General features: G+C 70.6%; 13 protein-coding genes. 4 read left to right on the forward strand and 9 right to left on the reverse strand.

Annotation, left to right across the window (positions count from 1 at the left end; translation table 11 throughout):
- Positions 1–27 precede the first annotated feature (27 nt).
- The 8 genes from ACFFR3_RS04060 to ACFFR3_RS04095 all read right to left on the reverse strand — a co-directional run bounded on the left by ACFFR3_RS04060 (position 28) and on the right by ACFFR3_RS04095 (position 6,538).
- Positions 28–534: a DUF6912 family protein gene (locus tag ACFFR3_RS04060; RefSeq protein ID WP_345396633.1), complete on the reverse strand. Its 507-nt coding sequence runs from the start codon at positions 532–534 to the stop codon at positions 28–30.
- An 89-nt stretch (positions 535–623) separates the two neighbouring features.
- Positions 624–1,268 (reverse strand): HAD family hydrolase, encoded by a 645-nt coding sequence (locus ACFFR3_RS04065; RefSeq protein WP_345396630.1) that lies wholly within the window; start codon positions 1,266–1,268, stop codon positions 624–626.
- Positions 1,269–1,309: 41 nt separating this feature from the next.
- Positions 1,310–2,605 carry a beta-N-acetylhexosaminidase gene (gene nagZ / locus ACFFR3_RS04070; RefSeq protein WP_379482612.1) on the reverse strand — a complete coding sequence of 432 codons (1,296 nt, stop codon included), beginning with the start codon at positions 2,603–2,605 and terminating at the stop codon, positions 1,310–1,312.
- A 58-nt stretch (positions 2,606–2,663) separates the two neighbouring features.
- On the reverse strand, positions 2,664–4,331 hold the full coding sequence (gene ptsP / locus ACFFR3_RS04075; protein WP_364365344.1) for a phosphoenolpyruvate--protein phosphotransferase: 1,668 nt from the start codon (positions 4,329–4,331) through the stop codon (positions 2,664–2,666).
- The gene (locus tag ACFFR3_RS04080; RefSeq protein ID WP_345396628.1) at positions 4,328–4,588 is read right to left on the reverse strand and encodes an HPr family phosphocarrier protein; all 261 of its coding nucleotides are present in this window, start codon (positions 4,586–4,588) and stop codon (positions 4,328–4,330) included. The genes ptsP and ACFFR3_RS04080 overlap by 4 nt, the downstream gene beginning before the upstream one ends.
- Positions 4,589–4,771: 183 nt before the next feature.
- On the reverse strand, positions 4,772–5,218 hold the full coding sequence (locus ACFFR3_RS04085) for a PTS sugar transporter subunit IIA (protein WP_364365341.1): 447 nt from the start codon (positions 5,216–5,218) through the stop codon (positions 4,772–4,774).
- Between the two features lie 10 nt (positions 5,219–5,228).
- The gene (locus tag ACFFR3_RS04090; protein WP_345396624.1) at positions 5,229–5,465 is read right to left on the reverse strand and encodes a PTS sugar transporter subunit IIB; all 237 of its coding nucleotides are present in this window, start codon (positions 5,463–5,465) and stop codon (positions 5,229–5,231) included.
- A gap of 38 nt (positions 5,466–5,503) precedes the next feature.
- The gene (locus tag ACFFR3_RS04095) at positions 5,504–6,538 is read right to left on the reverse strand and encodes an SIS domain-containing protein (protein ID WP_345396621.1); all 1,035 of its coding nucleotides are present in this window, start codon (positions 6,536–6,538) and stop codon (positions 5,504–5,506) included.
- 127 nt (positions 6,539–6,665) lie between these two features.
- Between ACFFR3_RS04095 and ACFFR3_RS04100 the strand changes: the two genes are divergently transcribed.
- The 4 genes from ACFFR3_RS04100 to ACFFR3_RS04115 all read left to right on the forward strand — a co-directional run bounded on the left by ACFFR3_RS04100 (position 6,666) and on the right by ACFFR3_RS04115 (position 10,895).
- A complete protein-coding gene (locus ACFFR3_RS04100) occupies positions 6,666–7,406 on the forward strand; it encodes a GntR family transcriptional regulator (protein ID WP_345396618.1) in 741 nt (246 codons plus the stop codon).
- Between the two features lie 70 nt (positions 7,407–7,476).
- Positions 7,477–8,790: a PTS transporter subunit EIIC gene (locus tag ACFFR3_RS04105; protein ID WP_345396615.1), complete on the forward strand. Its 1,314-nt coding sequence runs from the start codon at positions 7,477–7,479 to the stop codon at positions 8,788–8,790.
- Between the two features lie 240 nt (positions 8,791–9,030).
- Positions 9,031–10,263: a PTS transporter subunit EIIC gene (locus ACFFR3_RS04110; protein ID WP_345409551.1), complete on the forward strand. Its 1,233-nt coding sequence runs from the start codon at positions 9,031–9,033 to the stop codon at positions 10,261–10,263.
- Positions 10,264–10,484: 221 nt separating this feature from the next.
- The gene (locus ACFFR3_RS04115; protein ID WP_345396612.1) at positions 10,485–10,895 is read left to right on the forward strand and encodes an Rv3235 family protein; all 411 of its coding nucleotides are present in this window, start codon (positions 10,485–10,487) and stop codon (positions 10,893–10,895) included.
- Positions 10,896–11,047: 152 nt separating this feature from the next.
- On the opposite strand, the gene secA is transcribed toward ACFFR3_RS04115, so the two are convergent.
- On the reverse strand, positions 11,048–13,837 hold the full coding sequence (gene secA, locus ACFFR3_RS04120) for a preprotein translocase subunit SecA (protein ID WP_345396609.1): 2,790 nt from the start codon (positions 13,835–13,837) through the stop codon (positions 11,048–11,050).
- Positions 13,838–13,860 lie beyond the last annotated feature (23 nt).

The following is a 13,860-nucleotide window of genomic DNA, read 5'->3' on the forward strand; positions in this document are numbered from 1 at the left end:
GCCGCACGAGCCGTGATCTTCCCGTTATCAACCGAGAAGGTCAGGAATCTCCTGGGTCGCGTACCACATGAGCTCGTGGGCCTCGGCGCCGTCCACGGTGAAACGGGCGTCGTCGTCGCCCGCGTCGGAGGCGGGCAGCGCGGCGATGGCCGCCTCGATGTCGGGCTCCGCGTCGTGGTCGTCGATGTGCACGGCGGCCACCTTGGTCATCGGCACCGGCTGCGCGAGACGTACGCGCCCGCGCTCCTCCAGGGCGGCGCCCGCGGAGACGGCGCCCTCGGGCACCTCGGCGGCGATCACCACCCGCCGGGCGGGGGCGTCGACGCCGTCGGCGCGGTCGGCGGCCAGCATCCGCAGCGAGGCGCGGGCGGCCTCGGTGAGCGCGACGTACTCCAGTTCCTCGGTGTCGCCCGATGCGTACCACTCGATCAGCGCGGGGGTCACCGCGTAGCCGGTCAGCGGGGCCGGGCCCACCTCTCCTGCCTTCAGCACCGAGGCCAGCGCCGGGAGAGTAGACGGCAGATAGACGCGCATGACGAACCTTTCCAAACGTGCGGGGCTCGCTCAGGCGGGAGCCCGATCGCCACCTTACTCATGGTCCTGGTCACAACGGTGGTGATGGGCTACTTCCGCAAGGTGAGACGCAGCAGGCCCTCCAGGTGCCCGATGGTGGTGGCGGCGTCGCGGTGGTGGATGCCGTTGATGCCGAGCGCGCGGGCGGCGGTGATGTTGGCCTCGATGTCGTCGATGAACACGCAGTCGGCGCCGGTCAGGCCGACGAGGTCGAGCGCGTGGCGGAAGATGCGCTCCTCCGGCTTGCGCATGCCGACCTCGCCGGAGATGACGACGGCGTCGAAGAGGTCGTCCCAGTCGTCGCGGGGATAGGTGTTGGCCCACGAGTTGGACAGCAGGCAGGTCTTCACGCCGTTGCCGCGGACGTCGCGGAGCATGTCGTACATGGCCTCGACCCGGTCGAAGCCCGCGAACATGCGCTCCAGCAGCCCTTCGGCGACCGGCGGCACGCCGTCGACGGTGAGCAGGCGGGCGGCCAGGTCGCGCTCGAAGGCGGCGCCGTCGATCTCGCCCCTTTCGAGGGCGTGGACGACGTTGTCGCCGTTCCCGCCCCGGTAGGCGTGGTCGATGAGCTCGCGCATCACCGTGTAGTAGCGGTCGGCGTCGATGCGGTCGGCGGCGATCCAGCGCGCGATGGAGTCGGACAGGCTGGTGGTCAGCACCCCACCCCAGTCGATGAGCACACCCGTAACCATCGTTCTAGGGTAGAGCGTCCGGAAAAGCCCGATAACTCCGGTCAGCCGCCTGCCTTGGCGGCCAGCTTGCGGTGCGCGGACGAGCGCAGCACGTCGGACGCCTTCGCCGCCGAGGCCACCGGCGCCTCGGTCAGGAAGCCGCGCTTGTGCCTGAGCGTCAGCAGCCGGGTGACCGACTGGTCGAGTCGCTGCTCGGAGATGCGGCCCGACTTCACCGCCGCCAGCACCGCCTTGTAGGCCTTGGGCAGGTCGTTGGGCATGAGCAGCAGGTCGGCCCCAGCCAGCACGGCCCGCACGGCGACCTCGCCGTCGTCGTACTTCTTGCGCGCCCCCGCCATGTTGAGCGCGTCGGTGGAGATCACGCCCTTGAAGCCGAGCTTCTCGCGCAGCAGGCCGGTCAGGATCGGCTTGGACAGCGTGGCAGGGTCGCCCGACGGGTCGAGCTTGGGGAAGACGATGTGGGCGCTCATCACCGCGTCGACGCCCGCGTCGATCGCGGCCTCGAACGGCGGCGCGTCGAGGCGCTCCCACTGCGCCTTGGTGTGCTTGATGATCGGCAGCCCGGTGTGGCTGTCGACGCTGGTGTCGCCGTGGCCGGGGAAGTGCTTGGCGGTGGCCGCGATCTTCGCCTCGCCGAAGCCCTTGACCGCCGCCGCGACCATCTTGGCCGCCCGCTTGGGGTCGTCGTCATAGGCGCGGCGGCCGATGACGGGGTTGCGCGGGTTGACGTTGACGTCGGCGACGGGCGCGAAGTCGAGGTTGACCCCGAGCGCCCGCAGCTCCTCGCCGGTGGCCTTGGCCACCTGGCGGGCCAGGCCGGTGTCCTTGGTGTCGCCGATGTCGCCCGCGCCGGGGAACTTCGTCATCAGCGCCGACATGCGCGACACCAGACCGTTTTCCTGGTCGGTGCCGATGATCAGCGGCACCTTCGCCGAGGCGCGCTGCAGGCCGTTGGTCAGGCCGACGACCTGGCTCGCGCTCTTGACGTTGTGGGGGAAGAGGATCACGCCGCCCAGATGGTATTTCGCGATCACCTTGGCCGGGGTGCGCGCGGAGTAGCGCGCCTGGTTCTCGCCCGAGGCGGAGCCGGCCGTGGTGCCGTAGAGGACGGGCATGAAGAGCTGGCCGACCTTTTCCTCGGTGGTCAGCCGCGCCAGCACCCGCTGGACCTCGCTCTGAGCGGGCGTCGGGGCCGCCGACGGGACCGCGGACGTGGTGGTGCGCGCGGGCGGGGCGGCCTTGCCTCCGGTCGGCTCGGCCCCCGCCGTTCCGCCGCCACCGCCGCACGCGGTGAGCGCGATCACCAGGAGCCCTGTCGTACCGATCCGTCGAAGCATGACTCCAAAGGTATCCATCGGACGACGCGCCCGAACCCCGCGCTCGCTCTCAGCGCAGCTACAACCCGAGCCTGGCGAGCCCCGGCAGGTGCACGCGGGCCGCCGCTCGGGCGTCGGCCGCCGACGGCTGCGCCCTGGCCGCCTGCGCCGCCGTACGGCACTGCTCCAGCGTGTGCGCGGCCAGCCCGGCGCGTACGCCGGCCAGCGCCGACGGCGCCATGGACAGCGTCGAGGCCCCCAGCCCGGCCAGGACGCAGGCCAGCGCCGCGTCGGCGGCTGCCTCCCCGCACACCCCGCACGGCTTGCCCGCCCGCGAGGCCGCCTCGGCGACCAGCGCGACGAGGTCGAGCAACCCCGGCTGCCAGGGGTCGTGCAGCCCACTGACGGCGCCCAGGCCGCGGTCGGCGGCGAAGGCGTACTGGCTGAGGTCGTTGGTGCCGACGGAGACGAAGTCGACCTGGGAGATCACGTCGGCGGCGCGCAGCGCGGCCGCCGGGATCTCGATCATCACGCCGACGTCGAGCAGGCCCTTGTCGGCGCACTCCCTGGCGAACCAGGTGGCCTCCTCGGCCGTTGCCACCATCGGCGCCATCACCTGCAGCTCGGGGACGGCCACCGTGGCCAGGGCGCGGAGCTGGACGTCCATCACCTCGGGCGCGCGCCTGAACAGGCGCAGGCCCCGCTCACCGAGCGCCGGGTTCTGCTCGGCCGGCGTGGGCAGGAACCGCAGCGGCTTGTCCGCGCCGCCGTCAAGCGTGCGCACCACGACCCTGCCGCCGGGGAAGGCGTCGAGCGCGGCCCGGTAGGCCCGCTCCTGCTCCTCGATCGACGGCGGCTCGGCGCGGTCGAGGAAGAGGAACTCGGTGCGGTAGAGGCCGATGCCCTCGGCCCCCGCGGCCAGCGCGGCGTCGATCTCGGCCGGGCCGCCGATGTTCGCCAGCAGCGGCACGGGGTGGCCGTCGGCGGTGGCGCCTGGACCGGTCCAGGTCGCGAGCGCGGCCTGGCGGGCGGAGGCGGCGCCGACCGCGTCGGCCACGTCCGCCTCTTCCGGCGCCACGCGGACCTCGCCGGAGGTGCCGTCCACCATCACCTCGACGCCCGGCGGGATGCGGGTCGCGCCGGGGCAGGCCACGACCGCGGGCACCCCCATCGACCTGGCCATGATCGCGGTGTGGCTGGTCGGGCCGCCCTCCTCGGTGACGAACGCGACCACGTCGTCCCTGGACAGCAGCGCCGTGTCGGCGGGCGCGAGGTCCCTGGCGACCAGCACGTACGGCTCCTCCGGCGCCACCGGCAACCCGGGCAACGCCTGCCCGTAGAGCAGCGCGATCACGCGGTCCCTGATGTCACTCAGGTCGGCGGCCCGCTCGCCCAGGTATCCGCCGGACCCCGCGAGCACGTCCCGGTATTTCGAGAAGGCCTCGAAGACCGCTCTGGGGGCGGCCAGGCCGCGGTCGATCAGTGAGCGCACCTTCACGACCAGCCCGGGGTCCTCGGCCATCAGCGCCTGGGCCTTGAGTATCTCCTCCGCCTCGCCGCCCGCCTGGTTGCCGCGGGCCTCCAGCTCGCCCGCGACCTGCTGGAGCGCGACCATGGCACGCTCCTTCTCCTGTTCCGCCTCACCGGTGTAGGTGGCGCCCTCGGGGGGTTCGGGCACGGAGACGGTCAGAACGAAAGAGGGTCCGTGCCCGATGCCCGGGCTGACCCCCACCCCCCGCAGGTTCATGGCGTACTGGCGATCGTGGCCAACTCGTCGAGCACCTCTTCCGATCCCTCGCCCTCGGCGGAGATCACCACGGTCTCGCCCTGCCTGACGTCGAGGGCCATGATCGCGAGAATGCTCTTGCCGTTGACCGGCCCGCCACCGTGCGGCTTCTCGACCGTGATGTCCATCGGCGCCTGCTTGGCCCGCTGGACGAACGTCGCCGCGGGCCGGGCGTGCAGCCCTACCTCCGCCGCCACGGTGACCTTGCGTTCACCCATTGTCGTCGTTCCTCCTTCTGTGCCGGTCCAGACCAGCCGGACCTTCGTACGATCGCCACCAAAACGGACGACCGACAATATTGTGACGGGTCCGGCGACCCCGCCGACGACCGTTCATCCCCCCGGACCGCTCTTATTCCCCCATCGGGCACGAAACTGCGCTTAAAGTCGGAAACCGCGCGCTCAGGCCCATTCGAAGAGCTGGTCCCCGGCGTGCACCGCCCCCAGCGTGACCCCGGTGACCGCGCCGGACAGCGCGTCGAGCGCGACGACCGGGCAGACCGGCGACCGGCCGCCCGCCTCGACGACCGCGGGATCCCAGGCCACCACGGGCTGACCGGCCGCGACCCGGTCGCCCTCCGACGCCAGCAGCTCGAAACCCTCGCCCTTGAGCTGCACGGTGTCGATGCCCAGGTGCACCAGCACGCCCTTGCCGTCGTCGCCGACGATGACGTACGCGTGCGGATGCAGTTTCATGATTTTTCCGGCTATGGGGGCCAGGGCCTCGCCCGGCCCCCTGAGCGGGTCGATCGCCGTTCCCGGGCCGACCATGCCCGCCGAGAACACCGGATCGGGCACGGCTGCCAGCCCCACGGCCTCCCCCTCGACCGGGGCGAGAACAGTCGTCATGATCTCGCCCTTAGCCGATGATGTCCTCGATGTCGCTGGCCATGGTGTCCGCCTCCGGCCCGACGACGACCTGGACCACGTTCCCCGTGGCCATCACGCCGTGCGCACCGGCGGCCTTGAGCGCCGCCTGGTCCACCTTCGAGGCGTCGTGCACCTCCGTACGCAGGCGGGTGATACAGGGCTCGATGTCGATGATGTTGCCGGCGCCGCCCAGCGCGGCGATGATCGCGTTCACGTCCGCCGCCATCAGGTCCTCCCTCGGGTCACCTCTCCGACCAGGCTAGATCAGTCGGTCTGGGTGACCTTGTTCAGGCCGCGCGGCGCGTCGGGGTCGACGCCGAGCCGGCGGGCCAGCGCCTCGGTGAGCAGCTGCCCCGGCACGATGAGGCCCATCGGGGCCACCCACTCGGGCAGGTCGGGGCCGTTGAGCGCGGCCGTGCCCGCCTGCGCCAGCGCGCTGCCGCCGCCGATCGTGTACGCCGCCGCGCCCGCGGCCACCACCCGCTCGGCCAGCGCCACGGTGCCCTGGAGGGTCGGGCTGTTCTCGGAGGCGACCAGCAGCGCCGGCGTGTCCTCGTCCACGACCGCGATGGGGCCGTGCAGCAGGTCGGCGTACGACAGGCCCATGGCGTGCAGGTAGCAGGCCTCCTTGAGCTTGAGCGCGGTCTCCAGCGCCGTGGAGAAGGCCAGGCCGCGCCCGGAGACGACCACGCCCGGCTTGTCCAGCAGCCCCTCGACGACGGCGGCCAGGTCGCCGGGCTCCGCGATGAGCTTCTCGACGGCCTCGGGCACCCGCCGCAGGTCGTCCACGTCCACGTCGGCGCCCAGCCCGATGGCGAGCACCGCGAGGGCGGCGAGCTGCGTCGTGTACGTCTTGGTCGCCGGCACCGCCTTCTCCTCGCCGGCCACGGTGCACAGGGCCACGTCGGCGGCCTGCGCGAGCGGGCTCTGGTCACCACCGTTCGTCACGGCGACGGTCCTGGCCCCGCAGTCCTTGGCCCAGCTCAGCGTCTCGACGATCTCCTCGGTGCGTCCCGACTGCGAGATCGCGACGGCCAGCACGCCGTCGAGGTCGAGCCGGCGCTTGTACGTCGTCGCGATCGACGGCGCGGCCAGCGCCGCCAGCCGCCCGGCGTGCGCCTCCACCAGGTAACGCCCATAGACTGCGGCGTTGTCGGAAGTGCCGCGCGCGATGAACAGCAACTGGCGGGTCTGCTCGCCCAGAGCCTTGATCTCGCCGGCCTTGGGGAGCAGGGAGTCCAGAGTGTTCCGCAACGCGGTCGGCTGCTCGGCGATCTCGCTGCGCATCTTGGTGGTCATCTCGCGCTCTTCCCTCAACTCATGCGGTTTCAGACTTGACCGTCTTTTGCGTCTTATGGTGGTCTAGTCCGGACTAGACCAGTACGAACCATAGCTCATAGCCCAGACAGAGACGAGGGGAGGATCCGTGGCGCACATCGATCCGGACAGCCCGGTGCCCAAATACTTTCAGCTTCGCGAGATCCTGCTGGACCTCATCGACAGCGACGAGTTCGGCATCGGCGCGGCCATCCCGTCCGAGCGCGAGCTCTGCCAGCGCTTCGGCCTGTCCAGGATGACCGTACGCCAGGCCGTCGACCACCTCGTCTCCGAGGGCCGGCTGCACCGGGTGCCGGGCAAGGGCACGTTCGTCGCCCGGCCGAAGATCGAGCTGGCCCTGCAGCTCACCTCGTTCACCGACGACATGCGGGCCCGCGGCATGATCCCCGGCTCACGCGACCTCGACCGCCGCGTGGTGCGCGCCAGCGCCCACCTGGCCAAGGAGCTGGGCATCCAGCCGGGCGAGGAGGTGCACTTCATCGAGCGGCTGCGGACGGCCGACGGCGAGCCGCTGTCCATCGAGCGGGCGCACATCCCGGTCAAGCTCGCACCCGACCTGGCAGACTACGATCTGTCGGATAAATCACTGTACGAGCTGCTGGAACGCCGCTACGGGCTCGTCATGGACGCCGGCGAGCTCACCATCGACGGCGGCCTGGCCGACCCCAGCGACGCCGACCTGCTGAAGCTCCCCCGGGGCGGCGCCGTCCTGCTGCTGCAGCGCCGGTCGTTCTCCGGCGGGGTGTGCGCTGAGCTGGGCGTGTCCACTTACCGGGCCGACCGCTACCAGTTGCGCACCCTCCTGGAGGGGCCGGCCCGCCGGGGCTGACGCCGGCCCGGGTTCGCCGCGCCGTACGACCCCCCAGTCCCCGGCAGAGATGCCTCCGGAGGAACGCCCGGTGAACGAGACCACCGCCGCCCGGCCATCGCCGTTCGCCCGCACGATGAGCGTGCTCCAGCGGCTGGGCCGCTCCCTGATGCTGCCCATCGCCGCCCTGCCCGCCTCCGCCCTGCTGCAGCGCTTCGGCCAGCCCGACATGCTCGGCGCCAACGGCGCGGAGCCGGGCGGCCTGGCCGACGTGGCGGGGCTGGCCTGGATGAGCCAGGTCGCCGAGGTGCTGGAGGCCGCCGGGGCGGCCCTGTTCGAGAACCTGCCGCTGCTGTTCGCCGTCGGCGTCGCCATCGGGTTCGCCCGCAAGTCCGACGGCTCCACCGCGCTCGCCGCCGTCGTCGGCTACCTCGTCTTCGACCGGGTGACGAAGGTGATGTTCGCCGGCTCGGACATCAGGGAGACCGTCCTGATCAAGGAGGTCCAGCCCGACGGCATCAAGGAGATGATCAACTACGGCCTCCAGAACCCCACCAGGGTGCTCGGCGGCATCGTCATCGGGCTGCTCGCGGCGCTGCTCTGGCAGCGCTTCCACCGCATCAAGCTGCCGACGTGGCTGGCGTTCTTCGGCGGGCGGCGCTTCGTCCCGATCATCACCTCCATCGCGGCGCTGCTCATCGGCGTGCTCTTCGGCTGGCTGTGGCCGGTGATCGGCGAGTGGATCAGCCACGCCGGCGAGGCGCTCGCCTCCATCGGCCCGATCGGCACCGGCGTCTACGGCCTCATCAACCGGCTGCTCATCCCCCTCGGCCTGCACCACTTCGCCAACTCCGTCGTCTGGTACGTCGTGCCGCAGTGCGAGGTGAACGGCCGCGTCCTCAGCGGCGACTGGAACTGCTACTTCGGCGGCGACCCGCACTCCGGCGAGTTCATGGCCGGGTTCTTCCCCATCATGATGTTCGCCCTCCCGGCCGCCGCGCTCGCCATGTGGCGGGCGGCGCCCAAGCACCGGCGCGCCACCGTGGGCGGCATCATGCTGTCGGCGGCGCTCGCCTCGTTCGTCACCGGCATCACCGAGCCGATCGAGTTCGCGTTCATCTTCGTGGCGCCGCTGCTGCTGGTCGTCCACGCCGTGCTGACCGGACTGGCGATGGCGGTGACCACCCTGATCGGCGGCCAGCTCGGCTTCGGCTTCTCCGCCGGCCTGCTCGACCTGCTCCTGAACGCCAGCAAGTCGAACACCGAGAACTTGGCGGGCATCCTGGCGATCGGCGCGGTCTACGGCGTCCTCTACTACGCCGTCTTCACCTTCCTCATCCGCCGCCTCGACATCCAGACCCCCGGCCGCGAACCCGAGCCCGACGTCGACTCCGGCGAAACCTGACGGCATCCCAGCCCCACCCCGGCGAGACCTGACGGCGTCCCAGCCCCTCCCCGGCACCCCGCGCCCGGGCGGGACCTGCCGGCGTTTCCCCCGTTCTCCCCCAGGGCAGGAAACCGGCGATCCCCCGCGACGCGAGCCGGGCGTGTGAGGCCGGCGCGGGAAGAGGGGTGATCGACGGCCGTGCCGCCCGCCTGGTCGTCCGCGGCGTTCGCGGTGCTGCAGCGCATCGGCCGCTCGCTCATGATGCCCATCGCGGTCCTGCCGGCCGCGGGGCTGCTGTTCCGCTTCGGCCAGCCCGACCTGCTCGGCGCGGACGGGCTCGGCGGCACCCTGCCCTGGCTCCTCCCCGTGGCCGGCGTGCTGGCGGCGGCCGGCGGCGCCCTGTTCGAGAACCTGCCGCTGCTGTTCGCGGTCGGCGTCGCCATCGGGTTCGCCCGCAGGTCGGACGGCTCCACGGCCCTGGCAGCCCTGGTCGGCTACCTGGTGTTCGACCGGGTGACCAAGACCCTGTTCTTCGAGGCCGGCCACGGCGCCGTCTACGCCAAGGTCGCCGTCACCCTGCACGACGGCACCCCCGCGCTCGACCTGGGCGCCCAGAACCCGACCGGCGTCCTCGGCGGCATCGTCATCGGCCTCACCGCCGCCCTGCTCTGGCAGCGCTTCCACCGCGTCAAGCCGCCATCCTGGCTGGCCTTCTTCGGCGGGCGCAGGGCCGTACCCATCATCACCGCCGTCGCCGCACTGCTCATCGGCGTCGCCTTCGGCCTGGTGTGGCGCCCGATCGGCGACGGGCTCTCACACGTCGGCGACTGGTTGTCGGCGAACGGCACCGCCGGCACCGGCATCTACGGCGTCGCCAACCGCCTGCTCATCCCCATCGGCCTGCACCACTTCCTCAACACCATCGTCTGGTTCACCCTCCCCGAGTGCCACGCCGGCGTGCACGGCGCCACCAGGGACGCGGCAGGCGACCTCAACTGCTATTTCGCCGGCGAGCAGGGCGCCGGGATCTTCATGACCGGCTTCTTCCCCGTCATGATGTTCGGCCTGCTGGGCGCGGCCATCGCGATGTGGCGGGCCGCGCCACCCCATCGCCGCAAGGCGGTCGGCGGGATCATGCTGTCGGCCGGGCTGACGGCGTTCGTCACCGGCATCACCGAGCCGCTGGAGTTCGCGTTCATCTTCGTCGCGCCCGTGCTGTTCGTCCTGCACGCGCTGCTGACCGGCCTGTCGATGGCCCTGATGGCCGAGCTGGGCGCGAGGCTCGGCTTCACGTTCTCCGGCGGCGCCATCGACCTGGCCCTGAACGCCACCAAGTCCAACACCCACGGCGTGCCGCTGATCCTGGCGTTCGGCGTGCTCTACTTCGTCCTTTACTACGCCCTCTTCGCGGTCCTCATCCGCCGCCTCGACCTGCCGACTCCCGGCCGCGAACCGGATACCCCGGATAAGGACGCCGCGCAAACTCCCTGATCTGCTGGACCCAAACCTTTGGGGACGCTCTCATATGCCGGGGTCGCTGCCCGCAAATGATCAAGCCCGCCCCAGAACCACTCCAACTTCCTGCCGACTTCCGCCGCATCGGCGGACATACCCCGCCCCCACCCGCCGAAGTTGGTGGCGTTTGTATTCTTCGGCCGGACCGAAAACTCCTTATAACGATTCTTTCTTCGCCGTTGAGTTGGAGGTTTCTCATGGCCCTCAGCCCCATCGCCGCAGCGCCGTACGACGAGGGCCCCAGCACGCACGGCTCCCTGGCCCTCGACCGCCCTCCGATGGTGTGGGGCCCGGCGGGCACGCCGCCCGACGAGCGCCGGTTGCGCCACCTCAGTCAGGCCGTGGCCGAGGTGCTGGCCGGCCGTCGCCCGCCCGAGAGCGTCGCCGACCGGCTCACCGACAGCGCCTACCGCGGCCTGGTGAAGGCGGGCCGCATGTACAACAGCGACCGCCCGCCGTTCGCCGGCCGCGTCCACCTGACCGAACCCCGCGACGGCGCCCTCGAACTGTGCACGGTCATCCACTGCACCACCCGCGACCACGTCCTCGCCCTCCGCCTGGAACGCCGCGGCATGCAGTGGATCTGCACCGACGTCGAAACCGCCTGAAACGCCACGACGTGCAGCGGGCCCGCACCGACGTCGAAACCGCCGGAGAAACGCCGCAGCGAGCAGCGGGCCTGAACCGGCATCGAGACCGCCGGAGAACGCGAGAACCCCCGCTCTCGCAAGAGCGGGGGTTCTTCGGTCGCCTTACCGGCTCAGGCGGCGTTCTTCGGGTCGCCGTGGCAGCGCTTGTACTTCTTGCCCGACCCGCAGGGGCAGGGCGCGTTGCGCTCGACGTTGCCGTACGCCGCCCGCTCCTCGGAGGTCGTGCGCACCTTCACGTGCTCGACGTCGCCCTGCTCACCCGGCGCCGTGTACTCGAGCTCGGCCGGCCGCTGCGGACCGCGCAGCCCGCGCGCGATGATCGAGCGCGTCTCCGCGATGGCGGCGTCCTCCTCCTCGACGATCGGGTTCTCCTGGACCTCGACCTCGAGGTTGAACAGGAAGCCGACGGAGTCCTCCTTGATGCCCTCCAGCATGGCGGAGAACATCTCGAAGCCCTCGCGGGCGTACTCGATCTTGGGGTCCTTCTGCGCGTAGGCCCGCATGCCGATGCCCTCGCGCAGGTAGTCCATCTCGTAGAGGTGCTCGCGCCACTTGCGGTCGAGGACGGACAGGATCACCCGGCGCTCGAGGTCACGCATGGTGTCGGGGCCGAACTCCTCCTCCCGCCGGTCGTAGGCGGCCAGCGCGTCGGCCTTGACCCGCTCGCTGATCAGCTCGGCGGTCAGCTCCTCGCGGTTGCCGGCCTCCTCGACGAGGTCGTCGATGCGGACGCTGACCGGGTAGAGCTCGCCGAACGCCTTCCACAGCTTCTCGAGGTCCCACTCCTCGGCGAAGCCCTCGGCGGTGGCGCCCTGGACGTAGCCCTCGATCACCTCGCCGATGAAGCCCCGCACCTGCTCGTGCAGGTCGGCGCCCTCGAGGACGCGGCGGCGCTCGGCGTAGATGACCTTGCGCTGGCGGTCCATGACCTCGTCGTACTTCAGAACGTCCTTACGGATCTCGAAGTTCTGCTGCTCGACCTGGTGCTGGGCGGAGGCGATGGCCTTGGAGACGATGCCGGACTCGATCGGCTGGTCGTCGGGGATGTTGAGCCGCGTCATGATCATCTCGACCCTGGCCGAGTTGAACAGGCGCATGAGGTCGTCGCCGAGCGACAGGTAGAAGCGCGACTCGCCGGGGTCGCCCTGACGGCCGGAACGACCGCGGAGCTGGTTGTCGATGCGGCGCGACTCGTGGCGCTCGGTGCCGAGGACGTAGAGGCCGCCGAGCTTGGTGACCTCGTCGTGCTCGGCCTTGACCGCCGCCCGCGCCTTCTCCAGCGCCTCGGCATACGCCTTCTCGTACTCCTCCGGCGTCTCGACCGGGTCGAGCCCGCGCTGGCGCAGCTCCAGGTCGGCGCGGAACTCTGAGTTGCCGCCGAGCATGATGTCGGTGCCTCGACCGGCCATGTTGGTGGCGACCGTGACGGCGCCCTTGCGGCCCGCCTCGGCGATGATCGACGCCTCGCGCGCGTGGTTCTTCGCGTTGAGCACCTCGTGCGGCACGCCGCGCCGCTTGAGCGCCTTGGACAGCCGCTCGGACTTCTCGACCGAGGTGGTGCCGACGAGCACCGGCTGGCCGGCCTCGTAGCGCTGCTTGATGTCCTCGACCACCGCGTTGAACTTGGCGTCCTCGGTCTTGTAGACCACGTCGGGCTGGTCCTTGCGGATCATCGGCCGGTTGGTCGGGATCGGGACGACGCCGAGCTTGTACGTCTGGTGGAACTCGTTGGCCTCGGTGGTCGCCGTACCGGTCATGCCGGCCAGCTTCTCGTAGAGGCGGAAGTAGTTCTGGAGGGTGACCGTGGCGAGCGTCTGGTTCTCGTCCTTGATCTTCACGCCCTCTTTGGCCTCGATGGCCTGGTGCATGCCCTCGTTGTAGCGGCGGCCGTGCAGGATGCGGCCGGTGAACTCGTCGACGATGAGCACCTCGCCGTCGGCGACGATGTAGTCCTTGTCCTTCTTGAACAGCTCTTTCGCCTTGAGCGCGTTGTTCAGGAAGCCGACCAGGTGGGTGTGCTCGGGCTTGTAGAGGTTGTCGATGCCGAGCCAGTCTTCGACCTTCTCGACGCCCGACTCCAGGATGCCGACCGTGCGCTTCTTCTCGTCGACGATGTAGTCGCCGGTGCTCTCCTCGCCCGGGTTCTTCGCCTCGACGCCCCTGCGCAGGCGGGGCACGATCTTGGCGAACTCCTGGTACCACTTGCCCGACTGCTCGCCGGGGCCGGAGATGATCAGCGGGGTGCGGGCCTCGTCGATGAGGATCGAGTCGACCTCGTCGACGATGGCGAAGAAGTGGCCGCGCTGCACGCACTCGTCGAGCGTCCAGGCCATGTTGTCGCGCAGGTAGTCGAAGCCGAACTCGTTGTTGGTGCCATAAGTGATGTCGGCTTCGTACTGCTTGCGCCGCTCGTCGGGCTGCTGGCCGGAGACGATGCAGCCGACCTCGAGGCCGAGGAAGCGGTGGACGCGGCCCATGGTCTCGGCGTCACGCTTGGCCAGGTAGTCGTTGACCGTGATGACGTGGACGCCCTTGCCCGCGATCGCGTTGAGGTAGGACGGCAGCGTACAGGTCAGCGTCTTGCCCTCACCGGTCTTCATCTCGGAGATGTTGCCCATGTGAAGGTTGGCGCCGCCCATGATCTGCACGTCGTAGGGCCGCTGGCCGAGCACGCGGCGAGCCGCCTCGCGCACGGTCGCGAACGCCTCGGGCAGGAGGTCGTCGAGACTCTCGCCGTCCGCGTGGCGCTGGCGGAACTCGTCCGTCAGTGCGCGCAACTCCGCGTCGGACAGGCTCGTGAAGTCGTCCTCGATGGAGTTGACCTGGTCTGCGATCCGCTTGAGCTTGCGCAGGATCTTGCCTTCGCCGGCACGTAGGATCTTGTCGAGAATGGCTGCCACTTTATGTAAAGCTCCTCGCAGGT

This window comes from Nonomuraea salmonea, assembly GCF_042428605.1.
GTDB classification, from domain to species: Bacteria; Actinomycetota; Actinomycetes; order Streptosporangiales; family Streptosporangiaceae; genus Nonomuraea; species Nonomuraea salmonea.